The sequence below is a fragment of the Kribbella sp. NPDC026611 genome (assembly GCF_040638345.1).
Classification (GTDB): domain Bacteria; phylum Actinomycetota; class Actinomycetes; order Propionibacteriales; family Kribbellaceae; genus Kribbella.
Genome location: NZ_JBEZYC010000001.1, coordinates 375,238 through 401,054, shown reverse-complemented (window position 1 = coordinate 401,054; position 25,817 = coordinate 375,238). Strand labels below are relative to the sequence as shown.

The 25,817-nt window shown below is 69.5% G+C and carries 29 protein-coding genes and 1 pseudogene; 7 read left to right on the top strand and 23 right to left on the bottom strand.

The annotated features are described in order from the left end of the window. Positions 1-33 precede the first annotated feature (33 nt). Genes AB0E69_RS02010 through AB0E69_RS02000 form a run of 3 tightly spaced genes read left to right on the top strand, consistent with a single transcriptional unit; the run spans position 34 to position 2,028 of the window. Entirely contained in the window at positions 34-480 is a 447-nt protein-coding gene (locus AB0E69_RS02010; protein WP_360138030.1) for an NfeD family protein, read from the top strand. Beyond that, entirely contained in the window at positions 468-1,322 is an 855-nt protein-coding gene (locus tag AB0E69_RS02005) for an SPFH domain-containing protein (protein WP_360138027.1), read from the top strand. The genes AB0E69_RS02010 and AB0E69_RS02005 overlap by 13 nt, the downstream gene beginning before the upstream one ends. Positions 1,323-1,368: 46 nt before the next feature. Further along, entirely contained in the window at positions 1,369-2,028 is a 660-nt protein-coding gene (locus tag AB0E69_RS02000) for a DedA family protein (protein ID WP_360138024.1), read from the top strand. Here AB0E69_RS02000 and AB0E69_RS01995 read toward each other — a convergent pair. Beyond that, entirely contained in the window at positions 2,014-3,324 is a 1,311-nt protein-coding gene (locus AB0E69_RS01995; RefSeq protein WP_360138021.1) for a hypothetical protein, read from the bottom strand. The genes AB0E69_RS02000 and AB0E69_RS01995 overlap by 15 nt on opposite strands. A 138-nt stretch (positions 3,325-3,462) precedes the next feature. Between AB0E69_RS01995 and AB0E69_RS01990 the strand changes: the two genes are divergently transcribed. Next, a complete protein-coding gene (locus tag AB0E69_RS01990) occupies positions 3,463-4,026 on the top strand; it encodes a carboxymuconolactone decarboxylase family protein (RefSeq protein WP_360138018.1) in 564 nt (187 codons plus the stop codon). Here AB0E69_RS01990 and AB0E69_RS01985 read toward each other — a convergent pair. The 7 genes from AB0E69_RS01985 to AB0E69_RS01955 form a co-directional block, all read right to left on the bottom strand. Beyond that, positions 4,014-5,453, bottom strand: a complete 1,440-nt coding sequence (locus AB0E69_RS01985; protein ID WP_360138015.1) for a multicopper oxidase family protein — start codon at positions 5,451-5,453, stop codon at positions 4,014-4,016. The two genes, AB0E69_RS01990 and AB0E69_RS01985, sit on opposite strands and share 13 nt — an antisense overlap. A 6-nt stretch (positions 5,454-5,459) precedes the next feature. Further along, complete coding sequence (locus AB0E69_RS01980) at positions 5,460-5,891, bottom strand: hypothetical protein (protein WP_360138012.1); 432 nt, start codon at positions 5,889-5,891, stop codon at positions 5,460-5,462. A 78-nt stretch (positions 5,892-5,969) separates the two neighbouring features. Beyond that, positions 5,970-6,734: a type III pantothenate kinase gene (locus AB0E69_RS01975; RefSeq protein ID WP_360138009.1), complete on the bottom strand. Its 765-nt coding sequence runs from the start codon at positions 6,732-6,734 to the stop codon at positions 5,970-5,972. Continuing rightward, a complete protein-coding gene (gene nadC, locus AB0E69_RS01970) occupies positions 6,734-7,588 on the bottom strand; it encodes a carboxylating nicotinate-nucleotide diphosphorylase (protein WP_360138006.1) in 855 nt (284 codons plus the stop codon). Before nadC ends, AB0E69_RS01975 begins: the two co-directional genes overlap by 1 nt. Then, positions 7,581-9,248: an L-aspartate oxidase gene (locus AB0E69_RS01965; RefSeq protein WP_360138003.1), complete on the bottom strand. Its 1,668-nt coding sequence runs from the start codon at positions 9,246-9,248 to the stop codon at positions 7,581-7,583. The genes nadC and AB0E69_RS01965 overlap by 8 nt, the downstream gene beginning before the upstream one ends. 22 nt (positions 9,249-9,270) lie before the next feature. Next, on the bottom strand, positions 9,271-10,098 hold the full coding sequence (gene panC, locus AB0E69_RS01960) for a pantoate--beta-alanine ligase (RefSeq protein ID WP_360138000.1): 828 nt from the start codon (positions 10,096-10,098) through the stop codon (positions 9,271-9,273). Then, positions 10,095-10,961: a Rossmann-like and DUF2520 domain-containing protein gene (locus AB0E69_RS01955; protein ID WP_360137997.1), complete on the bottom strand. Its 867-nt coding sequence runs from the start codon at positions 10,959-10,961 to the stop codon at positions 10,095-10,097. Before AB0E69_RS01955 ends, panC begins: the two co-directional genes overlap by 4 nt. Positions 10,962-11,044: 83 nt before the next feature. On the opposite strand from AB0E69_RS01955, the gene AB0E69_RS01950 reads away from it, so the two are divergent. Further along, positions 11,045-11,605 carry a 2'-5' RNA ligase family protein gene (locus AB0E69_RS01950; protein WP_360137994.1) on the top strand — a complete coding sequence of 187 codons (561 nt, stop codon included), beginning with the start codon at positions 11,045-11,047 and terminating at the stop codon, positions 11,603-11,605. On the opposite strand, the gene AB0E69_RS01945 is transcribed toward AB0E69_RS01950, so the two are convergent. Further along, positions 11,596-14,436: an AAA family ATPase gene (locus AB0E69_RS01945; RefSeq protein ID WP_360137991.1), complete on the bottom strand. Its 2,841-nt coding sequence runs from the start codon at positions 14,434-14,436 to the stop codon at positions 11,596-11,598. The genes AB0E69_RS01950 and AB0E69_RS01945 overlap by 10 nt on opposite strands. Positions 14,437-14,492: 56 nt before the next feature. Here AB0E69_RS01945 and AB0E69_RS01940 point away from each other — a divergent pair. After that, positions 14,493-15,134, top strand: a pseudogene (locus AB0E69_RS01940) (SAM-dependent methyltransferase); the annotation flags it as partial. 107 nt (positions 15,135-15,241) lie between these two features. On the opposite strand, the gene AB0E69_RS01935 reads toward AB0E69_RS01940, so the two are convergent. After that, complete coding sequence (locus AB0E69_RS01935; protein WP_360137988.1) at positions 15,242-16,666, bottom strand: PH domain-containing protein; 1,425 nt, start codon at positions 16,664-16,666, stop codon at positions 15,242-15,244. Next, a complete protein-coding gene (locus tag AB0E69_RS01930) occupies positions 16,663-17,151 on the bottom strand; it encodes a PH domain-containing protein (RefSeq protein WP_360137985.1) in 489 nt (162 codons plus the stop codon). Before AB0E69_RS01930 ends, AB0E69_RS01935 begins: the two co-directional genes overlap by 4 nt. Positions 17,152-17,177: 26 nt before the next feature. Here AB0E69_RS01930 and AB0E69_RS01925 point away from each other — a divergent pair, with 26 nt between their 5' ends. Continuing rightward, positions 17,178-18,377: an NADH-quinone oxidoreductase subunit D gene (locus tag AB0E69_RS01925; RefSeq protein WP_360137982.1), complete on the top strand. Its 1,200-nt coding sequence runs from the start codon at positions 17,178-17,180 to the stop codon at positions 18,375-18,377. Between the two features lie 3 nt (positions 18,378-18,380). On the opposite strand, the gene AB0E69_RS01920 is transcribed toward AB0E69_RS01925, so the two are convergent. From AB0E69_RS01920 to folE, 12 genes are all read right to left on the bottom strand, one after another. Continuing rightward, complete coding sequence (locus tag AB0E69_RS01920) at positions 18,381-19,097, bottom strand: NAD(P)-binding domain-containing protein (protein WP_360137979.1); 717 nt, start codon at positions 19,095-19,097, stop codon at positions 18,381-18,383. Between the two features lie 29 nt (positions 19,098-19,126). After that, on the bottom strand, positions 19,127-19,909 hold the full coding sequence (locus AB0E69_RS01915) for an inositol monophosphatase family protein (protein WP_360137976.1): 783 nt from the start codon (positions 19,907-19,909) through the stop codon (positions 19,127-19,129). Between the two features lie 12 nt (positions 19,910-19,921). Next, complete coding sequence (locus AB0E69_RS01910; RefSeq protein WP_360137973.1) at positions 19,922-20,284, bottom strand: hypothetical protein; 363 nt, start codon at positions 20,282-20,284, stop codon at positions 19,922-19,924. A gap of 89 nt (positions 20,285-20,373) precedes the next feature. After that, positions 20,374-20,907: a DUF3180 domain-containing protein gene (locus AB0E69_RS01905; protein WP_360137970.1), complete on the bottom strand. Its 534-nt coding sequence runs from the start codon at positions 20,905-20,907 to the stop codon at positions 20,374-20,376. Next, positions 20,907-21,464: a 2-amino-4-hydroxy-6-hydroxymethyldihydropteridine diphosphokinase gene (folK, locus tag AB0E69_RS01900; RefSeq protein WP_360137967.1), complete on the bottom strand. Its 558-nt coding sequence runs from the start codon at positions 21,462-21,464 to the stop codon at positions 20,907-20,909. Before folK ends, AB0E69_RS01905 begins: the two co-directional genes overlap by 1 nt. Further along, positions 21,461-21,850 (bottom strand): dihydroneopterin aldolase, encoded by a 390-nt coding sequence (gene folB, locus AB0E69_RS01895; protein WP_360137964.1) that lies wholly within the window; start codon positions 21,848-21,850, stop codon positions 21,461-21,463. The genes folK and folB overlap by 4 nt, the downstream gene beginning before the upstream one ends. After that, positions 21,847-22,332 (bottom strand): nuclear transport factor 2 family protein, encoded by a 486-nt coding sequence (locus AB0E69_RS01890; protein WP_360137961.1) that lies wholly within the window; start codon positions 22,330-22,332, stop codon positions 21,847-21,849. Before AB0E69_RS01890 ends, folB begins: the two co-directional genes overlap by 4 nt. Then, positions 22,329-23,126 (bottom strand): dihydropteroate synthase, encoded by a 798-nt coding sequence (gene folP, locus AB0E69_RS01885; RefSeq protein ID WP_360140360.1) that lies wholly within the window; start codon positions 23,124-23,126, stop codon positions 22,329-22,331. Before folP ends, AB0E69_RS01890 begins: the two co-directional genes overlap by 4 nt. Before the next feature lie 203 nt (positions 23,127-23,329). Continuing rightward, the gene (locus AB0E69_RS01880; protein ID WP_360137958.1) at positions 23,330-24,481 is read right to left on the bottom strand and encodes a S1 family peptidase; all 1,152 of its coding nucleotides are present in this window, start codon (positions 24,479-24,481) and stop codon (positions 23,330-23,332) included. Between the two features lie 169 nt (positions 24,482-24,650). Next, positions 24,651-24,911, bottom strand: coding sequence for a Txe/YoeB family addiction module toxin (locus tag AB0E69_RS01875; protein ID WP_360137955.1), 261 nt, complete (start codon positions 24,909-24,911; stop codon positions 24,651-24,653). After that, positions 24,908-25,150, bottom strand: a complete 243-nt coding sequence (locus AB0E69_RS01870; RefSeq protein WP_360137952.1) for a type II toxin-antitoxin system prevent-host-death family antitoxin — start codon at positions 25,148-25,150, stop codon at positions 24,908-24,910. Before AB0E69_RS01870 ends, AB0E69_RS01875 begins: the two co-directional genes overlap by 4 nt. Before the next feature lie 44 nt (positions 25,151-25,194). After that, positions 25,195-25,758, bottom strand: coding sequence for a GTP cyclohydrolase I FolE (folE, locus tag AB0E69_RS01865; protein WP_360137949.1), 564 nt, complete (start codon positions 25,756-25,758; stop codon positions 25,195-25,197). Between the last annotated feature and the right edge of the window lie 59 nt (positions 25,759-25,817).

Genomic DNA, 25,817 nt, shown 5'->3' with positions numbered 1-25,817 from the left:
CGAAGAGGTACTTTCCGCCGTCGGGTGGTCGCCATGCACTCCTGGATCCTGTGGTTGATCGTCGCCGCTGTCCTCGGCACGGCCGAGTTGATGACAGCGACCTTGGACCTGCTCCTGCTCGCCGTCGCGGCGCTGGCCGCGGCCGCGGTCGGCGGGATCGGCCTCGGCATCGGCTTCCAGGTCGTGGCCTTCGCGGTCACCGCCGCCGCGATGGTGACGCTGGTCCGGCCGGTCGCGCGCCGGCACCTGACCGGCCACCCCACGCTGCGCACCGGCGTCGCTGCGCTGGTCGGGCGCGAGGCCGTGGTGCTGAAGGACTGCGGCCGCGACGACGGCCGGGTCCGGATCGGCGGCGAGGAGTGGAGCGCCCGCTCGTACGACCCACACCTGCAGATCCCGGCCGGCACCCGGGTCGACGTCTTCGCGATCGAAGGGGCTACCGCCCTCGTGCACCCCCAGGAGGAACCATGGCCGAACTGATCATCGGACTCGTCGTCGCCCTGCTCGCGGTCATGCTGGTGCTACGGACCGTGCGGATCGTGCCGCAGGCCCGGGCCAGCAACGTCGAGCGCCTCGGCCGGTACCTGCGCACCCTCGAGCCCGGCCTGAACGTCGTCATCCCGTTCATCGACCGTCCGCGGGCACTGATCGACCTGCGCGAGCAGGTGGTGTCCTTCCAGCCGAACTCCGTGATCACCGAGGACAACCTGGTCGTCCACATCGACACGGTGCTGTACTTCCAGGTCACCGACCCGCGCGCGGCGGCGTACGAGATCGCGAACTACATCCAGGCGATCGAGCAGCTCACCGTCACCACCCTGCGGAACGTGATCGGCGCGCTCGACCTGGAGAAGACGCTGACGTCGCGCGAGCACATCAACTCGATCCTGCGCGGGGTCCTGGACGAGGCCTCCGGCAAGTGGGGCATCCGGGTGAACCGGGTCGAGCTGAAGGCGATCGAGCCGCCGCCGTCGATCAAGGAGTCGATGGAGAAGCAGATGCGGGCCGAGCGGGAGAAGCGGGCCGCGATCCTGAACGCCGAGGGCGCCCGGCAGTCCCGGATCCTGACCGCGGAGGGCGACCGGCAGGCGGCGATCCTGCGGGCCGAGGGTCAGGCGAAGGCGATCGACACCGTCTTCGAGGCGATCCACCGCAACGACCCGGACCCGAAGCTGCTCGCCTACCAGTACCTCCAGATGCTGCCCGAGCTCGCCAAGGGCCCCGGCAACACGTTCTGGGTGATCCCCTCCGAGGTCACCGCAGCGCTGCAGAACGTGACCAAGGCCTTCAACGGTCACAACCCTGAAATTCCCCCCGAATAGTTGCCCCGTCACCAAAGCGGTTGCCTGCCGATGTCACCATGGGTGCATGGGGGAACTCTTGGTCGCGCAGGCCATCGCCATTCCGACGAGTGTCGCGATCCTGGCGTATCTGGTGGTCGGGCTCGTCATCGGCGTCGAGAGCATGGGCGTGCCGCTGCCCGGTGAGACGACGCTGATCGCGGCGGCGCTGCTCGCTTCGCAGGGTCACCTGCGGATCGAGTTCGTGATCGCGGCGGCGGCCATCGGCGCGATCGTCGGCGACTCGATCGGGTACTTCATCGGCCGCAAGGCGGGCCGCCGCCTGTTCGAGCGGCTCGGCCGGCGGTTCCACCACTTCTCCGAGGACCGGATCGTGCGGGCCGAGAAGTACTTCCACCGGTACGGCGTCTGGACGGTGTTCTTCGGCCGGTTCGTCGCGCTGCTCCGGATCTTTGCCGGCCCGATGGCGGGCATGCTGCGGATGCCCTACCCGCGGTTCCTGGCGGCCAACGCGGCCGGCGGGATCGCCTGGTCGGCCACGATCGGGATCGTCGCCTGGAAGGTCGGGGACAACGCGGACAAGATCTTCGGCCGGGTCTCGGTCTGGGCGCTGGTCGGTATCGCGGTTCTTGCGCTCGCGGCGTACGTCGTGCACCGGATCCGGAAGCGCCGGCAGGCCGCCGCCCCCACGGCAGCGCGGCCGGAGTCGGCGTCAGCGGATGTGTAGCGCCAGCTGCGGCGTTATCGTCCCGTCCATCGGCCGGCCGAACATCACCGCCGCCGGGATCACGAACCGGTAGGAGAAGTCCCCGGCCTGCGCGGCCTTGAACGCCAGCGCGGTCTGCCCCTGACGCATCGCGGTCGCCTTCACGTTGACCCACCGGCGGGTCTGCCGGTTCCACGCCTGCAGCATCGTGGTCGTGTTCAACGCCGGCTTGACCGTTGCGAACACGGTGACCATCGAGCCGGCCTTCTTCGCGGTCTCGCCGCCGATGAAGCCGGCCGAGGCGACCCGGACAACGGACTTCGTGTACAGCGGACGGCTGTTCGAGGTCCCGGCGATCATCCCGGGCCGCGTGTAGACGGGGACGGTGACCTTGTACGGGCGGCTGGCGCCGGCGGTCACGCCGATGTCGTAGTACCCGCCCGCTGTCGTCGTGCCGTTGGCCACCGGCGTCCATCGGGCACCGGGAATGGCCTGGGTCAGCACCTGCACCGGCACGCCGGCCGGGGTGGCTCGCTGCGTCCCACACGGTGCGTCGGGCTCACAGCCGACCTGTTGCAGGACGACCCGCCCACGCACCCGGATCACGACGCTGAACTGAGCCAGCGCAGGCATGGCCGCGTTGACCGAACTGGTCAGCCCGAGCACCTGTCCGCCCAGCCGGGTGCTCCACTCGTTGGACGTCCGCAGCTGGAAGACGTACGGCGGCTTGATGCTCTTGATCACCTGCCGGGTCGAGGTCGTCGCCGGGCCGATCACCTTCAACTGCTGCCCAGGCCGGCCGATCAGCGGCACGTACTTCTGGGTCTTCTTGCCCTTCACGTCGAGCGGGTCGTTCGGCGTGAAGTCCTGGCCCGCCGCGGGCACCGACCAGTTGATCAGCACCCCGCGGCCCTGCGGCGCGGCGGCCGCCGCACTCGGCCGGACCGGACCGTCGGTGTCGAACACGGGCGAGCGGGTCAGCTCGCTGGTGACACCACCCTGCGACGTCCCGGTGCCGACGGCGACCTTGTAGTTCCCGTCCGGCGGGAACTCGGAGGTCGGGATCTGCCAGCTGTTCGGCGCGTCCGCCGGGAGGTACTTGACGTACGACGGGCTCTCGCTGAGCACGCCCTCGATCGTGATCCGGTTCGGCTCGCCGTTGTCCTTCCAGGTCACCAGCACCGCCTGGCCCTTCGGTGCCCATGCGACGCCGACGTCCCGCGGCGCCGGATCCCTCGAGCACCCGGTAAGCACCGTCGCACCGACCGCCACCGACAGCGCTACGGCTAGGGCGCGCGACCGCCGCAATCGGATCACCTCGTCTCAGCTACCTCACCACCGACCGGGTGAACCATACCCAGTGCCCGGTATCGCTCCCCCAGCACCGTTGCCGGATCGGTATCACGCTCTACCGGTTCTGTCCTACTGTGAAAGAAGCGACAAGGGGGGAACGAGATGGCTTTCATCGAGACACCAAGTAACCCGGAGTTCTGCGACCAAAACCGCGCCGCGGCCGGCCACATCCCGAACTTCGTCACCACCTTCGCGGCCCGGCCCGCGGTCTACGAGGCCTGGAAGCAGCTGAACGGCGCGATCAAGCAGTCCATGGACCTGCGCCGGTACGAGCTGGCCACGCTGGCGGCCGCCAGTGCACTCAAGTCGAGCTACTGCTGTCTCGCGCACGGCCAGGTGCTGGCCGACAAGTTCTACACCGCCGAGGAAGTCGAGTCGCTGGTCGGCGGACCGGCCAACGATCCCGTCGACCGAGCGGTGATGGACTTCGCCCGCAAGGTCGCGCTCTCGGCCGACGCGGTCACCCAGCAGGACGTCGACGACCTGAAGGCGCTCGGCCTGACCGATGCCGACGTACTCGACGTAGTGCTCGCTGCGGCAGCCCGGGCGTTCTTCTCGAAGACGCTCGACGCAACCGGCACCCAGCCGGACTCTGCGTTCAACGGCCTGCTGCCGGAGTCGCTCCGCAAGAACCTGACCGTTGGCAGAGCCATTCACTCGGGCTGATTGGCCGGTCCGCCGCCCAGGTGGAACTTCGTACTCACTCCCGTGTACATCAGGTGCGTCATGAGCCCCTGAGCCGCGTGCGGGAGGTTGTGGCAGTGGTCCATCCAGACCCCGGGGTTGTCCGCCACGAAGGCGACCTCGTAGGTCTCCTTGTCCTCCACGTTGAGCGAGTCCGTCCACCAGGGGCTCCCGGTCGCCTTCACCCCGTTCCGGCTGAGTACGACGACATGGTGGCCGTGCAGGTGCATCGGATGGACCTGGCCGGAGGTGTTCTTGATGGTCATCCGGACCACGTCGCCCTCGGAGACCACGAACATCGGCACGTCCGGGTACTGGTGCCCGTTGATCGTCCACCACAGCCCGGGCTTGCCGTCGAAGAACCCGACCTGCCGGCCGATGTCGTAGCGGAACACCCGCGTCGCCTTCGCCGGGTCGAAGGCCAGCGCCTTCGGGGCGCCGTAGGTCAGAAGATCCACCCGGTCCCGCGGCTCGGTCCCTGTCGGTGCGTCCCCGTCCCCGATCACCAGCGTGGTCGGTCCGCCACCCAGACCGATCCGCACGGCCTTCGCCGTCGGTACCTCCAGGTCGATCCGTCCACCCGCAGTGACCAGCACAGCCTTCCCGGTCACCTCGGTCGGTGCGTTCACGTCGGTCCCGTCCACCGCGAGCACCTTGTACGGCGCTCCGTCGACCCAGATCGCCATCGGGCCGTTGTCCGTGTTGATCAGCCGCACACGAGCCGTCGGCCCCGGCGCCCGCACGCGGCGTTCGCCGTACCCGCCGTTGACCGTGCGGACCTTGTCGTATGTGTGCACGGCCGCGATCACGTCGTTCGGTGCGGGCTGGACGATCAGTACGCCGTACAGCCCCTTCTGCACCTGCTCGTGCGAGACCTGGTGCGAGTGGTACCAGTACGTGCCCGCGTCCTTGGCGACGAAGCGGTAGACGAAGGACTGCCCGGGCGGTACGGCGTCCTGCGTGACCCCGGCGACCCCGTCCTCGGCGTTCGGTACGTCGACGCCGTGCCAGTGCAGCGTGATGCCGTCGGAGATGTTCTCGTTGTGCAGCGTGACCTGGATCAGCTGACCTTGCTGCGCGACGATCTTCGGCCCGGGCGAGGTGTGATTGAGCGTGAACCCCTCGACCGCGCCACGGCCGGGCAGGTCGAACCGCTCCTTCCGGGCGACCAGATCCACCACGACGTCGGCCTTCTGGTCAGCCGGCGGCGTCAGCTCGCTCACATCGACGCCATGGTGGACGTGTCCCGTCGACGGGCCGCCACCGTAGTCGGCGTACCCCATCGTCATCGCCGAGAGGTCGTTCGGGACCAGGCTGCGCGCCCAGAAGAACGCGATCGGGGCGAGCACGACGAACGTTGCCGCGAGCGCGACCAGCGGCCTGGTCCGTGCGGTCAATGTGGTTGCCAACAGCAATTACACCGTGCTGGTGGTCGCGGTGGCCACCGCGGGCGCGCCGGCCGCGCGGCGGGACGCCATACTCGCCACGGCTGCCAGCGCGAAGGCGTTCAGGCCGTGCAGCAGCCCGACCACGGGTGCGGCGAACGACAGGAACGCGAGCGCGATCTGCAGCACGACCAGGCCGAACACGTACAGCGCCCACTTGATCCCGCCCGGCACCTTCGCGAAGAACGACGAGATCAGCAGCAGCAGCGCGAGGATCGGGATCACCATCATCCCGAACTGCCCGTGCAGCGTGTGGCCGATGTTGCCGTCGTAGTTCTTGTCGATCACCAGCCCACCGTCTACGTCCTTGAGCGCGATGAACCAGCCGAGCGCGATGAACATGGCCTGCAGGACGACGCTGACGGCGATGAGTATGCCCAGCACCCGATAAGCAGCTCTCATGGCTTCCCCCCAAAGTGGCTGCTCTCATGGTGATCCAGATCACCTCGAGTGCACAAGAGCTTTTGCCCTTCCGGGCAGTCAGCCGTGATTGCGGGTGAAGGCTTGATACAGACCGTGCAGCGTGAGCAACGGTTCGTCGCGGACCGGGGTGGTCAGCTGACCGGCGAGGAGCGGTGCGAGGGCGCCGGTCAGGACGACCGGGGTGTCCGGATCGATCGCCTGTTCGGTCCGGATTCGGGCAACGAGACCGTCGATCAGCGCGGCGAAGCCGTGGATCGCACCGGACTGGAGGGCCTCGACGGTGTTCTTGGCAACGACCGAGCGCGGCCGGACGAGCTCGACCCGGCGGAGCTGGGCGGCCGCGACCCCGAGCGCGTCGGTCGCGGTTTCGATGCCCGGGGCAATCACGCCGCCGACGAACGCGCCCGCCGGGTTGACCACGTCGATCGTGATCGCCGTACCGACGTCGACGACCAGGCACGGAGCGCCGTACCGGTGCACGGCCGCGAGCGCGTTGGCGATCCGGTCGGTGCCGACCTCGCGCGGGTTGTCGACCAGCACCGGCAGCCCGGTCTTCACACCGGGCTCGACCACGACGCTCGACACGTCCTGGTAGTACCGCGACACCACGTCCCGCAGCTCGTGCAGCACATGCGGTACGGCGGAACACACCGCGATCCCGGACACCGGCGACTCACCGGCGAGCAGGCCCTGCAGCAGCACGCCCCACTCGTCCGCCGTACGGCGTGGGTCGGTGCCGACCCACCAGTGCCGTTTGACCGTGCCCTCGAACACCAGCCCGACCAGGGTCCTGGTGTTCTCGACGGCGACGGTCAGCAGCATTACTGCTCCTTGAGGTCCAGGGCGATGTCGAGCACTGGCGCGGAGTGGGTCAGCGCCCCGACCGCGAGGTAGTCCACCCCGGTCTCGGCCACCTCGCGGGCCCGGTCCAGGGTCAGCCCGCCGGACGCTTCGAGTCGCGCCCGGCCGGCCACCTTCTCGACCGCCTCGCGCAGCAGCGGGACGTCCATGTTGTCGAGCAGGATCAGCTCGGCACCGGACTCGACCGCGATCAGCGCGTCGTCGACCGAGTCCACCTCGACCTCGATCGCGAGCTCCGGGTACGCCTTCCGGACCAGCCGGAACGCCTCGGCGACGCCACCGGCCGCGATCACGTGGTTGTCCTTGATCAGCGCCGCGTCGGAAAGCCCCATCCGGTGGTTCTTCCCGCCACCGCAGCGGACGGCGTACTTCTCCAGCGACCGCATCAGCGGCATCGTCTTGCGGGTGTCGCGGATCACCGTGCCGGTGCCCTCGACGGCGTCCACCCAGCGCCGGGTCAGCGTGGCGACACCGGACAGGTGGCAGAGCAGGTTCAGCGTGGTGCGCTCGGCGGTGAGCAGCTGCCGCGTCTTGCCGCGGACCGTCATCAGGACGTCGCCCTTGTGCACGGACGCTCCGTCACGGACCGAGTACTCGAGCTCGATCTCGTCCGGCTGCGCGACCAGCCGGAGCACCAGCTCGGCGATCTCCAGGCCGGCCACCACACCGTCGGCCCGCGCGACCAGCTCGGCCACGGAGACCTGGTCCGGGTCGACCGTGGCCGTGGTGGTCACGTCGACGCCTCCGGCCAGGTCTTCCTCGATGGTCGCCCGCACGAGGTCACCGACCCACTGCCGGTCGACTGTCTCATCCATGACGGTGATTCTCCTCGGATTCGTGCGGCACAAACGTGGCCTCGGGCACAGCGAGCGCGCCGGAGGCGGACAATGTCAGGTCCAGGTTGCCCGACCAGTGCAGATCATCACGGTCCGGGTGGTCTTCGCGCCAGTGCGAGCCGCGGCTTTCCTCGCGAACGGTCGCGGCGGCGATCAGCGCAGACGCCACCGTGACCAGGTTCGTCGCCTCCCAGCCCGGCGTACCGGGCTCGCCGGCCGGCTGCTCGACCAACTTGCCGATGGTCGCACCCGCCTCCGTCAAACCGTTGGCCGACCGGATGACTCCGGCACCGACAGTCATCGCCCGTTGCAGTTCGGGTACGGCGTCCGCGTCAACCAGGCCGGGGTGCCGCCGGTCACTCGCGGGCTCCCGCAGTACCGGCAGACCCGCGGCCAAGTGGGCGGCGATCCGGCGGGCGAACACGAGCCCCTCGAGCAACGAGTTGGACGCGAGCCGGTTGGCGCCGTGGACGCCGGTGCACGCGACCTCGCCGCAGGCGTAGAGACCCGGGACGGACGTCTGTCCGTTCAGGTCGGTCCAGACACCGCCTGACGAGTAGTGGCAGGCCGGTGCGACCGGGATCAACTCGCGGACCGGGTCGATCCCGTGCGAGCGGCAGGACGCCAGGATGGTCGGGAACCTGACCCGCCACTTCTCGTCGCCGAAGTGCCGGGCGTCCAGATAGACATGATCCTTGCCCGTGGCAAGCATCTGGCGCATGATCGCCTTCGCCACAATGTCCCGCGGGGCGAGGTCGGCGAGCTCGTGCTGGCCCTGCATGAACCGGTTGCCCAGGTGGTCGACCAGGAACGCGCCCTCGCCGCGGACTGCCTCGGACACCAGCGGCTGCTGGCCGCGGGCGCCCTTGCCCAACCACAGCACGGTCGGGTGGAACTGGACGAACTCCAGGTCCCGCACCTTCGCGCCGGCGCGCAGGGCGAGCGCCATCCCGTCGCCGGTGGACACGCTCGGGTTGGTGGTCGCGGCGTACAGCTGGCCGAGACCGCCGGAGGCGAGGATCACCACGCGGCTGCGGATCGCGCCGACGCCGTCCAACTGGCCCTCGCCCATCACGTGCAGCGTGACGCCCGCGACGGCGCCGTCGTCGGCCGTCAGGAGGTCGAGGACGAGCGCGTGCTCGATGATCCGGATGTCCGGGGATCGCCTCACCGCGGCGACCAGAGCGCGCTCGATCTCCGCGCCGGTCGCGTCGCCGCCGGCGTGCGCGATCCGGTTGCGGTGGTGGCCGCCTTCGCGGCCGAGCGAGATCTCGCCGTCGGCCAGGGTGTCGAAGCGGGCGCCGAGCTCGATCAGGTCGCGGACCGCGTCGGGGCCTTCGGTGACCAGCACGTGGACGGCCTCCGGGTCGCTGAGGCCGGCGCCGGCGACCAGGGTGTCCTGCAGGTGCTCCTCGGGCGAATCCTCTGGGTCCAGGGCCGCGGCGACACCGCCCTGGGCCCACTGGGTCGAGCCGGAGGCGACGACGTCCTTCGTCACCACCAGGACAGATCCCAGCTCACGAGCCTTCAGCGCGGCGGTCAGCCCAGCGACGCCGGAGCCGATCACCACGACGTCAACCGTGTCGGTCCAGCCCGGCGCAGGAGCCGCCAGCCGTTGCGGGACAGCAGGAGCACTCATCCCGCGACGGTATCAATCGATTTCATCGCAAGGTGATGGAAATGTTGTCAATGAGACGGGTCAGACCCACCCGGGCGGCGATCAGCATCCGGGCCTCGCCGGGGCCGATCACCGGGCCCAGATCGGGGGCCCGGAGCGCGAGGTAGTCGATCTTGACCGACGGAACCGCCTCCAGCTCCGCCTGCGCAGCGGCCATCACAGCGTCCGGGCCGTTCATCCCGGCCTTCGCCCCGGCGCTCAGCGCGCGGTACAGCACCAGCGCCTCGTCACGCTCGGTCTCGTCGAGGTACCGGTTGCGTGAGGACATCGCGAGCCCGTCCGGCTCCCGAACGGTCGGGACCGGCACGATGTCGACGTCCATGTCGAGGTCGCACACCATCTCGCGGATCAGCGTCAGCTGCTGGTAGTCCTTCTCGCCGAACAAGGCGAGGTCGGGCGCGGTCAGGTGCAGCAGCTTCGACACCACGGTCAGTACCCCGGAGAAGTGACCGGGCCGGAACACGCCTTCCAGCTCGTCGGCCAGCGGGCCTGGGTGCACGGTGATCGACGGCTCGTTCGGATACAGCTCGTCGCGGGACGGGTTGAAGACCAGGTCGACACCCTCGTTCTTCGCGATCGCCAGGTCGCTCGCGAGCGTCCGCGGGTACCGGTCGAAGTCCTCGGTGGGCCCGAACTGCAACGGGTTCACGAAGATCGTCAGCAGCACGCTGCCGTCCGGTCCGACCCGCTCGCGGGCCTCGGCCAGCAGCGCGGCGTGCCCCTCGTGCAGCGCGCCCATCGTCATCACGACCGCGCGGGGCCGGATCGCCGCCGCTGCTCGCAGTTCGGCCTTGGTCTGGGTGAGTCTCATCGCGGTGCCTCCCCTGTCCGATCCCGCTCCCGGCTCACTGCCTGGTGCCCGTCCAGCACCTTGGTGAATCGACTGGCCGTCGCCGGGTCCAGCCGTCCGTCCGCCACCACCAGTTCCACCGTCGCGCGGGCCAGCTCGGCGTACGTCGTCGCCGTCCGGGCCCGCAGTACCTCCAGATGGGCTGCCACCGTGTCGACATCGCCCCGGGCGATCGGCCCGGTGAGCGCATGATGACCGGATCGCAGCGTGTTGTCGAGGGTTGTGGCCAGCAACGGCCCGAGAGTCGCCACCGGATCGCTCACGCCGGCGTCCCGCAGTACGGCGAGGGCCTGGGATACCAACGTTGTCAGGTGATTCGCGCCATGCACTAAACCTGCGTGGTACTGCGCGCGCTGCTCGTCGGCGACCCATTGCACCTGCCCACCGACTGCCTTCACCAGCCGCTCGACGACGGGCCTGGCCGCGTCCGGAGCGGTCGCGGTGAACATGACCCCGTCCAGCTCGACCAGGCCTCCGGTGAACGTCATCGGCGGGTGCAGCGCGACCGGTGTCGCGGCCAGCCCGGCCAGCGGCGCCAGTCCGTGCGCACCGGACAGATGGACGACGTACTGCGCCTCGGTCAGCGGCAGCGTGTCGGCGACCTCACGGATGAGGTGGTCCGGTACTGCGACGATCACGACGTCGGCGCGGGCGGTGACCTCGTCCGAGGTCAGCACCGGCACGTGCGGAAGAAGGCGGGCGGCGCGCTCTCGCGACGCGTCCGACCGCGCGGTGACTCCGGCCAGGGGATGTCCGGCGGCCGCCAAGGCTGCTCCCAGGGCGGTCCCGGCCCGGCCGGCTCCGATCAAGCCGATCCGTTCCATCACTCAACTCTCTACTCGTTCCAGTCCCGCAGCGGGGTACCAGACGATCTTCTTGTCAGAGTAGGTGATGAGAGCATGGGCTGGTGAGCGATGTTTGGGCAGCCAGGACGGGATTGACCGCGATTCTGATCACAGTGCCGGAGCTGGCGGCGTTCACCGACCGCTGGCGCTCGGTGTCCCGGTCCAGTGCTCGGCCACACGTCCCACTCAGCGAGCTCATCCCACCGCACGTGACCGTGCTGGTCCCGTGGGTCGCCGAGCCAGGACCTGCCGACGTCGACCGGCTGAAGGATGCGGTCAGCGGCGTGCAGCCCTTCGAGCTGAGCTTTCCTTCGGCGGGTCAGTTCCCGAACGGCACCGCGTGGCTCAGACCGGAGCCCTTCGACACGGTCCGTTCCCTGCTCCAGGCCGTCTTCAAGGCGTTCCCCGAGTGCCCGCCGTACGGCGGTGAGTTCGCGGAAGTGCACCCGCACCTGACCATCTCGTCCTCGAACCAAGGCGGCCCCGAGGTCGTCGCCGAGGCCCGAGCCGCCTTGGCGCTCGACCCACCTCCACCGGTCGAGCTCACCGAGCTCGGCCTGTGGCGAGAAGGCGACGACGGCGGGTGGCGCCAGTTCGGTACGGTTCCGCTCGATCAGAGGTAGTTGGCGTCCGGCGCCTCGGACCGGCCGCTCAGCCGACTCGGCAGGTCTGCCTTCACCAGGGACCGCACCTGCTCCGGTGTCGGGTCGCTCAGCCCGGTGATCCGCGTGGCCTGCCGGAGGATCGTCTGCTCGAACGCGGTCCGAGCCAACCGTCCGTTGCCGAAGCCTTCGTGGTTGCGGAAGGGTTCGATCAGCGCGCTGACCCGTGGCAGCATCCCGTCCTCCAGCGTGTACCCGGCCGCGGTCGCCAGCCCCGAATAGATCTGCTGCAGCTCGGTACGGGAGTAGTCCGGAAAGGTCAGCGTCGTCGGGAACCGCGACCGCAGCCCTGCGTTGGCGTTCAGCAACGACTGCATCTCGCGCTCGTAGCCGGCCATCACGACGACCAGCTCGCCGCGGTGCTCCTCCATCGCCTGGACGAGCGTCGCGATCGCCTCGGCGCCGTACGAGTGCACGTCGTTGAGGGCATAGGCCTCGTCGATGAACAACACGCCGCCCAGCGCACGCTCGACCACCTTGCGCACCTTCGGCGCAGTCTGGCCGAGGTACTGCGCGATCAGGTCGGTCCGGGTGACCTCGATCAGCTGGCCGCCGCCGAGCAGGCCGAGATCGCGGTAGACGCCGGCCAGGATCCGGGCGACCGTCGTCTTGCCGGTCCCGGGGTTGCCGAGGAAGACCATGTGCCGGGTCAGGTCGGTCGGTGGCATGCCGGCCCTCCCTCGCAGCACCTCGGCCTTGGCCTCGGCGGCGAGGTCGCGGGCGATCTTCTTCACCTCGGTCAGGCCGACCAGCCGCTCCAGCTGGGCCTCCGGCTCCAGCACCGGCACGGCACCGCCACCGGCGAGGGCAGAGCCGGACACCGGCGGCAGGTCCTCCACCAGCAGCCGGCGGACCTGCTCTGGGGTCGGGTCGGTCAGCCCGGCCACCCGCACTGCCTGCCGAGCCGACATCTGCTCGAGCAGCGACCGGACGGCGCGGCCGTTGCCGAAACCAGGTGCCCTAGGCAACCGGTGCAGCGTGGTCGTGACCCGCTCCGCGGTCTCGTCGGCCACGTCGAACCCGCTGTCCGCGGCCAGCGCCCGGAAGATCTCCAGCAGCTCCGCGTCCGTGTAGTCCGGGAACTCGAGCGTCCGGGCGAACCGCGACCGCAGACCGGGGTTGCTGTCGAGCAGGTTCGCCATCTCGTCGGGGTAGCCGGCCATCAGCACGATCAGGTCGTCGCGATGGTTCTCCATCTCCGCCATCAGGGTGGCCAGCGCTTCCTGACCGAGGTCGGTCTTCAGCGTGTACGCCTCGTCGACGAACAGCACGCCGCCCAGCGCCTCCTCGACGACGCGCTCGACCTTCGGCGCGGTCTTGCCGGTGAACTCGCCGACCAGGTCAGCGCGGCCCACCTCGACCAGGTGCCCGGACGAGAGCACGCCGTACTTCTTGTAGAGACCTCCGAGCAGCCGGGCGACGGTCGTCTTGCCGGTGCCCGGGTGACCGACGCAGATCAGGTGGCGGCTCGGCGCCGGCGGCCGAACTCCGGCGGAGGCTCGCAGGCCGGCGACCTTGGCCTCGGCGGCGAGTTCGGCGATCTGCTGCTTGACCTGCCGAAGACCGATCAACTGCTCGAGATCGCGTTCCGGATCGCTCGGCGCCTCGGCTTTCACCACGGGCTTGGCGGGAGCTGTCGCCGGGGTCTCCTCGTCCTCGGGCGGCGGCGCCTCGGCGTCACCGGCGGACGACACCGCGGGTGCCGGCGCGCGCCGCGGCGCCGGACGCACGTCGTACGCGTTCTTCAGGTCGCGGAGGAACTGGGACACCATGTTCAGCTCACCGGACTCCTGCGCCCGGCCCGGCAGTCCCTTGAGGCAGGCGCCGACCTCGTAGGTGGCTGCGAGCCACGCGAAGGCCGGCTGCACCGCACCGAACTCGACCGCTCGCGCGAGCCAGTCCCGCCGCTTCCGTCGGTAGCCGGCCCGGTCGACCGGGCCCGCGGTCGCGTCGAAGTGCTGCTGGACCTCGGCGGATCCTTCAGTGCCGAGCTCGGTGAAGCTGAGCCCGGCCGGGACCTCGTCGCGCCCGACCTGATGCAGCAGCGCGGCCAGCTCGGCCGCCAGCGAGTGCTCGGACTCGGCCGTCGCCTCGGCGATCTGCTCGTACGCCGTCGCCAGCCGACCGACCGCCGGGACCATCATCCGCAGCGGGTTCGAGGACAGCTCCGGGAAGAGGTCCCGGTCCTCGTCGCCGGCCAGGATCTCGTCCCGCCAGAGTTGGGTCAGCGCCTTCGGCGCCAGCTCGCGATGCGCGGCCAGCAGCCGCGGCTCGGCGAGGATGCGTTCGTACGCCGTGGTCAGGACGCGGTACCGAGGCTGGAGCGGTGTCACGCCGTCGGCGATCCGCAGCATCTTCGGCAGCAGCGTGACCAGCTTCTCCCGCTGCTCCGGATCCAGCGACAGCTGCTTGAAGTAGTAGAGCAGGTCGGCCGCCGGGATCCGGGTCAGCCAGCTGTCGTACGCGAGCTCGAGCGAGACCGGCTCCGCGCGGTACTCGCGGACGACCAGTTCCGCGAACGCCCGCCCGTTGCCGGCCACGATCGACAGCGGCGGGAAGAGGTCGTACAGCGCGTTGTAGGCGATCTGGACCAGGACCGACGTGCCGGGCACGTAGTTCTTCTCCCCGCTCCCCCACAGCGGGACGTCGGCGAAGCCGGGTTCCCGGGCAATCTCGGCCACCTGGGCCTGCGCGCCGGCGAGCCAGTCCGCGCTGATCGGCCACGGATCGCGGCCGAACACGTGCAGCACCGGCTCGCCGGTGAACAGGACCTTCAGCTCGTCGGGCAGCATGGTCCACGATCCTAGGATCGGAACGGTTCACAGACTTCGACGTACAGGCGGGAACGATGACGAGGGCAACATTCCGGCAGGCGTGGGAGACGGCGCTGTACGGGCCCGGCGGTTTCTACCGCCGCGAGCAGCCGGCCGCGCACTTCCGTACGTCGGTGCACGCCTCACCGCTGTTCGGCCAGGCCGTCGCCCGGCTGGCCCGCGAGCTCGAGGTCGACGAGGTCGTCGACATCGGCGCCGGCTCGGGCGAGCTCGGCAAGGTCCTCCGTGAGGACGGGCTGCGGGTGGTGGAGATCGAGCTCGACGACCCGCTGCCGGACGAGCTCACCGGGCTGGTGATCGCGAACGAATGGCTCGACAACATCCCGTGCGAGATCGCCGAGTGGGACCGCGACGGCGTACCGCGCTATCTCCTGCCGGACTGGTCTCTCGGTGAGGTTGTCAAGGGCAACGACCTCGACTGGCTGCAGACCTGGTGGGCGGGCGAGCCCGGCGACCAGGCCGATATCGGCACGACCCGCGACGCCGCCTGGCAGGACGTCGTCAGCCGGCTGGACGATCGTGCGGTGGCGATCGCCATCGACTACGGACATCTCCGGGACGAGCGTCCACAGTGGGCCACAGTGACCGGTTTCCGGCACGGCCACGAGTGCGAGCCCGTCACCGACGGCTCGTGCGACGTGACCGCCCATGTGGCTCTGGACTCGCTAGGCGGGACGCTGGTGTGGCAACGGGATGCCCTGCGCGCCCTGGGCGTCAGCGGGGCCCGTCCAAGCCTTGACCTGGCCCAAACGGACCCGCAGCGCTACCTCTCCGACCTGTCATCAGCCACCGAAGCAGCCGAGCTACTGGACCCGTCCGGACTAGGCGGCTTCGGCTGGGTGTGGACCGCGACCGGTGCAGACACGGAACGCCGGGCCGCGCGGGCTCTGTCGGCCTGAGCCTGGACGAGGGCCGCTGCGTCCGCCTCGTCGCGGTGGAGGGCTATTGCGTCTGCTGGGCCTTGCGGGGTGTCCACGTGGACGTCGGCGAGGCGTAGCCGGCGCTGGAGCGGGCCCTGCTTCAGCCGGATGGACTGGGTCTTGTGGTGCAGGACGATCGACGTACGGCGGTTCACCCAGCCGCGGGTGGTGACCATGACCTGGTCGTCGGAGCCGTAGGTCAGATAGCGCCAGCCGATCGGGCGGAGCCACTTGGCGCGCGTCGGCGCCACACGCAGCTCGATGCGGTCGAGGTCGAAGCCGGGGAGGATGCGGGCCAGGACGCCGGCCACCTCGGCACGGTCGCCGACTGGCAGCAGCTGAGCGCCCGAGCGGTCCTCCTCGTTGTCCTCCTTCTTGCCGGCCATACCTGCGATGTCCAGCTCGACCCGGGCCCAGCCCAGCAGCCGCCAGATCAAGGGCTCGTCGATGAGCAGACCCTGCACCCGGCCGGGTGGGATGGTCTGCCGCTGCACGTCGAACAGCCCGCGCTTGGTCCGCAGCCCGTGGCTGGTCTCGGACAGCGTGAACCCGTGGTTGCCGACCACCTGCTGCCAAATGGGCCGCAGTACACCGAGCGCCGGCACGATGCCTGCGACCAGGCCGATATGGAAGTCGAACACCACAGTGCCGACGATCAGCCAGAACAGGGCGCCCGCACTACCGACAACGGTCGACGACAGCAGCGTCGCACCGAGCAGCCGGTCCGTCGGGACGACCAGCAGCGGCGGCGTCTCGGCCTCGGCCTGCTGCTCGTGCTCCTGCTGGGCGACGCCCTGCTCCCCCTTGGCCCGGAGCAGCAGGAGTGCGCGCAGCTTGTCGGCTTCGGCGTACGTGAAGAAGCTCAGCTTGCCGTCGCTCTTGCCCCCGCCGGCCACGTCCATCCGCAGCTCGGCCATGCCCAGCAACCGGGCCAGGAACGGCTGGGCCACGTCGATGGCCTGGATGCGGTCGAAGCGGATGATCCGGGTCCGGCGGAACAGGAAGCCGCTGTCCACCCGGATCGCGTCAGCGGTCAGCTGCCACTTGGTGAACCACCAGGACAGGGTCCCGAGCAGAATGCCGCCGACGAGTACGCCGGCCAGCGCGAGACCGACCAGTTTCAGGTTGTTGCGCAGGCCTTCGTCGCCGATCAACTGGTTCCCGAGGCCCAGGGCGGCGGCGATGAACCATGCCCACCCCTTCACGAACGGAGTCAGCGGGTGCAGCCGCGCACCGGTCTGCTCCATCACGGCGGTCGGCTCGGTCACAGGCCCCACGCCTGCGCCTGGCCGAGGGCGGACAGCCGGTCACGCAGCCGACCGGCTTCGTCCGGGTGCAGCCCCGGGATGCGGGCGTCGGTCTCCGGCGTGGCCGTGTGCAGCTCGACCGAGGCGATCCCGAACGCCCGGTGCAGCGGGCCGGCGGTGACATCGACGAACTGCATCCGGCCGTACGGTACGACGACCAGCTCGCGGAACATCACCCCGTGGCTGACCAGCAGCTCGTCCTCGCGCTCGGCGTACTTCCAGGAGCGCTGGTTGCGGCCGATCAGGATCCAGGCCCAGCCGAACAGCAGCGCGATCACGATCACCGCGAGTACGCCGTACAGCCAGCTCAGCATCAGCCCGAGCACGAGCAGCGCCACGATGCCCAGCACGCCGGCGGCGATCGCCGCGTTCAGCCGGCGGACCGAGGCCAGCTTCGGCGAGACCGGCGTCCAGCTGACATCCGAGGGTGCGAAGAGGTCGTCCACGCCCCAAGCCTGTCACGATAGGGGGCATGAGCGTGGAACGAGTGGTCGGAGTCGGCGCGGGGGCGCAGGGATTCGACCCCGCGTACGAGCGGGGTGGGACCGGGTCCGGCTCGCAGTTGCCGACCACCGACATGGTGCTCAACATCGGGCCGCAGCACCCGGCGACCCACGGCGTACTGCGGCTCCGGCTGACCCTGGACGGCGAGCGGATCGTCGGCTGCGAGCCGATCATCGGCTACATGCACCGCGGCGCGGAGAAGCTGTTCGAGGTCCGCGACTACCGGCAGATCATCGTGCTGGCGAACCGGCACGACTGGCTGTCGGCGTTCGCCAACGAGCTCGGCGTGGTGATCGCCGTCGAGCGGATGATGGGCCTCGAGGTCCCGGAACGCGCGATCTGGCTGCGCACCCTGCTCGCCGAGCTCAACCGGGTCCTGAACCACCTGATGTTCCTCGGTTCGTACCCGCTCGAGCTCGGCGCGATCACGCCGGTCTTCTACGCGTTCCGCGAGCGCGAGACGATCCAGGCGGTGATGGAGGAGCTCTCCGGCGGCCGGATGCACTACATGTTCAACCGGGTCGGCGGCCTCAAGGAGGACCTGCCGATCGGCTGGCTCGGCCGCGCGTCGGCCGCCGCGGCCGCGGTCCGCAAGCGGCTGCCCGACATCGAGGAGATCGTTCTCGGCAACGAGATCTTCCGCGCCCGCACGGTCGGCGTCGGCAAGCTCTCCCCCGAGCTCGTCGCGCAGTACGGCGTCTCCGGCCCGATCGCCCGCGCCTCCGGCGTCGACGCGGACCTCCGCCGCGACGAGCCCTACCTGGCGTACGGCGAGCTGCAGGACGTACTGCGGGTCGTCACCCGGCCCGAGGGAGACTGCTTCGCCCGGTTCACGGTGCTGCTCGAACAGGTGAAGGTCTCCCTCGACCTCGTGGACGCCTGCCTGGACAAGCTGTCCACGCTGCCCGCCGGGCCGATCAACGTGCGGCTGCCGAAGATCCTCAAGGTCCCCGAGGGCCAGACGTACGCCTGGACCGAGAGCCCGTTGGGCATCAACGGCTACTACCTCGTGTCCCGCGGCGACAAGACCCCGTGGCGGCTCAAGCTGCGCTCGGCGAGCTTCAACAACATCTCCGCCTTGCCCGCGCTGCTCCCCGGCACGATGATCCCGGACATGATCGCCATCCTCGGCAGCATGTTCTTCGTCGTCGGGGACATCGACAAGTAGCGTTCAGAACCGGCGGTCGCCGACCGGCGGGCGATGCGACTTCGCCAGCAGCTCGGTCAGCTCGGCGGCCGAGAGCGACTTCGGCTGGTCCACCTGACCGCCCGCGCGCTGCTCCGGCGTACTCGTCGAGGCCAGGTACGGCGTCACGTACACGTCCGTCTCCGGCTCGTACCGCCAGCTGTCGGCGAGGGTGCCGACATCGACGACGTCGAAGCCCAGCGCGTCCATCAGCTTCGTCACCGACGTCTTCGCGTCCGCGTCGTCGCCGGAGATCGGCAGTGCGGTCCGGTCGGCGGCACCGGCCGGGCGCGCCAGCGGGACGATGCCGCGGAAGCTGATGTTGTTGAACACCTTGACGGTGTGCGCCGCGGAGAAACGCTCCTGGACCAGCTGGGCGGTCGTCAGCTCCTCGCGGTCCAGCTGCTCGATCCGGCCGTCGCGGGACGGGTAGTAGTTCATCGTGTCCAGCACGACCTTGCCCGCGAACGGTTCCACCGGCAGATCGACGTACCGGCCGAGTGGGATGGTGACCATCACCCAGTCGCCCGCCTGGATCGCCTCCTCGACGGTGCCGGCGCGGACGCCGAGCTCGCGGACCTTGTCCGCCAGGCTTTCCGGGCCGCGTGAGTTCGCCATCACGACCTCGATTCCCGCCTCGACCGCGAGCCGGGCCACTGCCGATCCGATGTTCCCGCTGCCGATCACGCCGAGCGTTGCCATGAATCCTCCTGTGGATAGCCTCTCGGGGACTAACCCATGGATTCAGCGATCAATTCCAGCAGGGGCTCGCGAATACCCTCCGCGACCGCGAACGTGGCCTTCGACTCGGGCGCGTGCTGGGTCCCGTCCGTGTCCAGGACGGTGACACCGGCCTCGCGGCAGATCGCGACGCCGGCCATCGTGTCCCAGGGCTTGTTGGAGAACATGATCATCGCGTCGAAGTACCCGGCCGCGGTCCAGGTCAACGCGGTCGCCGCCGTACCGATCATCCGCAGCCGCTGCACGCGCGGATGCAGCCGGCCGAGGAGGTCGAGCCGCCGCGCGTTCTGCTCCCCGGCGTCCGGGCCGACCGCGAAGTCGCCGACGGCAACCAACGCCTCGTCCAGCCGCTCGCAGCTGCTGCCCCGGATCGGCTTGCCGTTGTTCGTCGCGCCGAACCCCTCGGCCGCGGCGAAGCGGCTGGCGATCGCCGGGTGGTCGATCACGCCGGCCACCGCGCGGCCTTCGTGGATCAGGCCGAGCGAGATCGCCCACAGCGGTACGCCGTGCACGAAGTTCACCGTGCCGTCGACCGGGTCGAGCACCCAGCGCGTCCCGTCGGTGGCGCCGCCCTCCTCCTCGCCGAGGACGCCGATCTCCGGCGTCTCCCGCTCGAGGAACGCCCGTACCTCACGCTCGACGGCGAAATCGACCTCGGACGCCATGTCCCGGTCGCCCTTGAACGTCAGCTCCCCTACCGCCCGCGACGCGGTCACCACCCGCCCACGATCGACAGCAGCCTCGGCAACCTTCAGCAGCTCAGCAAAGTCCACACCGAGAACCTACTAGGAGGCGGCGAGGCCCCGGAGTTTGAGGTCGACGACGGTGGGGGCCTCGGCCTGGGAGTGTTTGTCGCCGGCGGCAACGACCGTGGCGACCTCCTCGTCGATCTTGTCGAGGCGTTCGTCGATCTTGTCCAGCCGGCGCTGCATCAGGTCGACGAACTCCGCGTTCTCGACCACGCGCGCGCTGGTGATCCGCGAGTACTCCTGCGCCACCTGCGCGCGCTCGTCGGAGTGGGCCAGCCGCTCCACCAGCAACTGGTGGCGGAACAGGACAGCGCCGGCGATCGCCACCAGCGCGGCGCCGGCCGCAGCAGCCCGGAGAATCCAGGCATTCTGCGAGAACAGCGCGATACTCACACCCACGCAGACAACGATCAGCGATGCGTTGGCGACGGTGAGAACTGTGGTCCTGGTTCGACGGCGGCTACCCCTTGACCCCATGGACCGCCATGTTAGGGGGTCTCGTCCGGGTCCTCGGGAATACGACACGCGCGTTCGAGCAACAATCCGGCCGTGACGACCAGCACTGAGACCACCGCCGCGGCACCGGCCATGATCACCCGGTTGCGAGGGCCGGAAGAGCCCATCGCCTCCAGGAAGGATAACGCGAACCCTGCGTAAACCCCGGCGCACAACGCGCCGACGAACGCACTCGCCTTCCCGATCATCAGCAGGAAGACGGCACGGGACGCCTCGATGCGTTCGCGCCGTACCTGGATCCGCTGGTGCGTGTTGCGGGCTGCGGCGAACAGCAGCGCGGCCAGGAAGGCCCAGGCGACCAGCGTCAGCCAGGACACCGCCGGCGCGACGCCACCGCCGGACTCGATCGCCTTCACCGTCGTCAGGCCCACCGCGACGCCGAGGACGGCGATCGCGACGAGCAGCCAACGGGAGGTCGGCCGGACCGAGCCCGGACGCGGCGGCTCTTTGCCGGGACCCTGATCGTCCCGCGGCGCCCGCCCGGGCTCGGTACTGCCGGGTGCCACTACTGCAGCTCGATGTCGAGCTTGGTCACGCCGTCCGAGCCCACCTTGGCGAGCAGTTCCGCGACCGGGCCATGGCCCGGCAGGACGGCGTCCGGCTCGATGTCGAGCCACGGCGCCAGCACGAACGCCCGCTCATGCGCCCGCGGGTGCGGGATCGTCAGCTCGTCGGTCTCGACCGTCTTCTGGCCGTAGGTGATCAGGTCGACGTCGAGGGTCCGGGGCGCGCCGGGCACGCTGCGCTCGCGGCCGAACGCCTGCTCGATCGCGTGCGCGCGCTCCAGCAGCAGGTCGACCGGGAGCGTGCTGTCGGCGAGCAGCACGATGTTCAGGTACGGACCGGACTCGCCCGGGCCGCCGACCGGATCGGTCTCGTAGACCGGCGAGACGTCGACCACGACGACGTCCGGGGTGTCCCGCAGTGCGTCGACCGCGCCCTGCAGGTTCGCCTCACGGTCGCCGAGGTTGCTGCCGAGCGACAGGATGACCTGACGGATCGGCTTGAGGCCACCGCTCAGGGTGTCCGCGTCGATGACGTGGGGACTAGGGGTCTCAGTCACGAGGATTCTCCGGCTCTGCGCTGCACGGTCAGGACAACGTCGTCGAACGGCACCGAGATCGGCGCCGAGGGCTTGTGGATGGTCACCGCCGTCGCTGTCACGCGCTTGTCGGCGAGGCAGAGATCGGCGATGCGCTGGGCAAGGGTCTCGATCAGGTCCACCGGGTCGGTCTCGATCGCTCGGTGCACCTGCTCGGCCACCACCCCGTAGTTCACGGTGTCGGCCAGGTCGTCGGACGCCGCCGCGGGCCGGGTGTCCAGCTCCAGCCGGACGTCCACGACGAACTCCTGCCCGTCGGTCCGCTCGTGCTCGAAGACTCCGTGGCGGCCGAAGCCCCGAATGCCACGAATCTCGATCACGTCAGCAGAAGGGGTGAACGCGCTCACTCCACCTCCTCCGATTGACCCCCCGACGACAGTACCGGTGATGCATGGTGGATCCACAACCGCCAGCCGGCAGAAGTTCGCCGGAAAACATTCGTGGCCAGTGCCTTGCCCCCCGCGAACCCCTCTTCGGGAGCCCCTTCGCCGGACGACAGGACATTTTCCGTACACGTGACGTATGCCACGTCTTCATCCACCCGCACCTGCACGTCGGTCAGGAAGAACTGGATGTACGGCGTGTTCGCGAAGATCATCGCCCAGGCCCGCATCATCTCCGGGTAGCCGTAGATCGCCGCGTTGCCGGGATGGATGCAGACCGGGTCGGGCTCCGGCAGCCAGACCGCCGCCATCAGGTCCAGGTCGCCGGCCTCGAACGCGTTGTAGAACGCGGTGTTCGCGTTCAGGACGACGTTCTCGACGGTGGCACCGGACGGTCCCTTGGCGGCGGCATCGCCTCCGGTGCCCTGCCGTGGTGCATCCGTCATACCGTTCCCCATCTCTTCGCCACCCGGACCGCGTCCGCGCTCGGCGCCACCGCGTGCGCCCGGACACACCAGGCACCCGCCGCGGCGGCCAAGGCGGAAACAGCCGCGCTCGCATCGTCTCGTCGTACGGCCGGTCTGGGTTCGCCGGTCTGCTCGTCGGCGAGCAGCCTACCGAGGAACGCCTTCCGGGACGCACCGATCAGCAACGGCCGGCGCAGTACGGCGAATTCCCGCAGCCGCCGGAGAATCTCCCAGTTGTGGTCCGCGTTCTTCGCGAAACCGAGCCCGGGGTCGAGGATCACCCGGTTCAGGTCGACGCCCGCCGCCGCGATCGCGTCCAGCCGGGCGGCCAGCTCGGCGATCACTTCCGCGACGACATCGCCGTACTCCGCGCGGTTCTGCATGTCGATCGAGTGGCCACGCCAGTGCATACAGATGTACGGCGTCCCGCGCTCGGCCACCAGCGGGAGCATCTCGGGATCCGCCTGACCACCGGACACGTCGTTGATCATCGTCGCGCCGGCGTCGAGCGCGAGCCGGGCGACGGCCGCGCGCATGGTGTCGACCGAGATGATCGCGCCCTCGGCCGCCAGCGTCTCGATCACCGGGAGCACCCGGCGGATCTCCTCCTCCGGCGCCGGCCGCTCGGCACCTGGTCGGGTCGACTCGCCGCCGACGTCCAGCAGGTCGGCGCCCTCGGCCATCAGTTCCCGGCCGTGCTTGATCGCCGCGGAGGGCTCGAACCACTCGCCGCCGTCGGAGAACGAGTCCGGCGTCACGTTCACCACGCCCATGACGAGGCATCGGTCCAGCACCGGCAGACCGTCGACGTGACCCCACGACCCATCACTCACCACACCACCGTAGTGGCCACCACCCCCAACCCACCGCTCGGGGCGCTCCCCTTCTCACCCGAGGGGACAACCCCTCGTGATGAGCCTTCTCCCCTCGTGTACCAAGGGTGAACCCACAGGTGGAGGGGTTAACCCCTCGTGTGTCAGTTGGCGAGGACGAGGCGGGCGCCGACGGCTCGGAGTGCTTCGCCGACGGGCTGCGAGTACGACTCGTTGGTCTGACCGACCTTTTCCAGGCACTGGCCGTTGATCAGGGCCGCACCGCTGGTGATCCCCTGGGCGTAGTTGCCGGTCATGTTCGCGCCGCCCGAGTCACCGGCCTCGACACACGCCGTGTGCTCGAACAGGCCGCGGACCACGCGGTTGTTGCCGTAGTTGACCGTCACGTTGCGCGCGACGATCCGGCCGCAGGTCCAGCCGGTGCTCTTGCCGGACTTGCACAGCGTCGACCCGACGGTCGCGTCCGCGATGCCCCTGACCGCGACGTTGCCGGCGCCCCAGCCCTCGACGTACCCCTGCTGGTCCCAGCCCTCGATCACGCCGACCGAGCCGAAGTCGTTGCCCGGGAAGCTCGACGTGTAGGTGTTGCCGAGGATGTAACCGTTGCGCGAGAAGGACGGCTTGCCGGCCGTGCAGTGGCCGGCGGTCAGGAAGATCCGGTTGCCCTTGGTGGTCCGGGCGTTGAAGCCGAGCGAGCAGACGTACCCGGTGTTCTTGTCCACCTGGACGCCGCCACGCAGGCTGAAGTCGTCCGCGGTCGTGGTCAGCTTGCCGGGCACCCGGCGGATCGTGACGCGGTCGCCGTTCCGCTCGGCGCGGGCCAGGAACCGCTGGGTGACGAAGTCGTGCGCGCCCTTCGGCACCGAGACGACGACGGTCCCCGTGATCGGGTCGACGTACCAGGACCGGACCTTGCCGGCGCTGGAGCCGGTCGCGATCCGGTTGAGCTCGTTCTGTACGGCGTTCAGCTGGCCGGCGGTGAACCGGACCAGCCGCGGGACCGCCCCGACCTGCCGCACCAGCTCAGCGGTGGCGAGGTCCGAGACCGCGACGACCAGCTTCCCGGTCTCGTCGTAGTAGCTCCCGACCACCCCGGAGTCCGACCCGAGGTGCTGCTCGAGCGCCTCGGCGACGAGCGGCGACCGGTCCTTGGTCACGGCCGGCTGCAGTGGGACCGACTTCTGCCCGGCCTTGGGCCGCGTGTCCGCGGTGGCCCAGTTGGCTGCGGCAAGCCCTGCGGCCGTCAGTACGACGACCCCGGCAACTGCGGCGCCGACCCGGAAACGCCCCGACATCCTGTCCTCCTCACACCAGCACCTGGTCCCCGTTGGCCAAGCGCCATAACGGAACGTAAACGCTCAGCGACAGAATGTCCACAGACCCGTGCTCCCAAACTCCAACGAGACATCCCGCGCAGGGCTACGGGCGGGCGCCGGAAACCTCCGGGCGCCCCGTGCAGCGGAGCTATTTCCCGTAGTGGTACCGCGCCTGCAGAATCACCAAATCCTCGCCGTCGACCAGATACACCAGCCGATGCTCTGAGTCGATTCGCCGGGACCAAGCGCCCTGCAGCATGTGCTTCAAGGGCTCCGGTTTACCAATACCCGACTGCGGGTCACGAAGGGCGTCCTCGATCAGTCGATTGATACGTTTGACTTGCTGCCGATCAGCTTGCTGCCAGTAGGTGTAGTCCTCCCAGCCGTTCGGCGTGAAGACGAGCCTCACGTCAGCTCGTGCTCCTCACGATCGCCCCGCTGAGCCTGTAGCAGACTCTCGAGCAGGCGCCGCGCATTGGCCGGCACCCGAAGGAGGTGTGCAGTCTCCTCCAGCGCACGGTAGTCGTCGAGCGACAGCAGCACCGCGCCCCCGGACTTCGAGGTGATCTCGACCGGCGTGTGATCCTCGTTGACCTGCTCGATCAACGGAAACAGGTCCTTGCGCGCGGTCGAAGCCGTGATCGCCATCAGGCACCTTCCTCCACCCTTAGTAGTACAAGATATCGTACCACTCAGCCGACGATCAGGCTCATGGCTTCGGCGCGGGTTACTGGGTTGCGGAGTTGGCCGCGGACGGCGGAGGTGATGGTCTTGGCGCCCGGTTTCCGGACGCCGCGCATGGTCATGCAGAGGTGTTCGCACTCGATCACCACGATCACGCCGCGCGGCTGGAGGATCTCGACCAGGGACTCGGCGACCTGGGTGGTCAGCCGTTCCTGGACCTGCGGCCTTTTCGCGTACACGTCGACCAACCGGGCGAGCTTCGACAGGCCCGTCACGCGCCCGTCGCGGCTCGGGATGTACCCGACGTGCGCAACCCCGGTGAACGGCACCAGGTGGTGCTCGCAGAGGCTCCAGACCTCGATGTCCTTCACCAGGATCAGTTCGTCGTGCTCGAGCGCGAACGTCGTCCTCAGCACGTCCTCGGCCCGCTGACCGATCCCCGCGGTCATCTCGGCGTACGAGCGGGCCACCCGGGCCGGGGTGTCCTGCAGCCCCTCGCGGTCTGGGTCCTCTCCGATCGCGAACAGCAGCTCGCGCACAGCCGCCTCCGCCCGGGCGTGGTCGAATTCCATGAGGCGCACGGTACCCACCCCCTACAGCGAAACGCCGCCACCCGGTCGCGGGTGGCGGC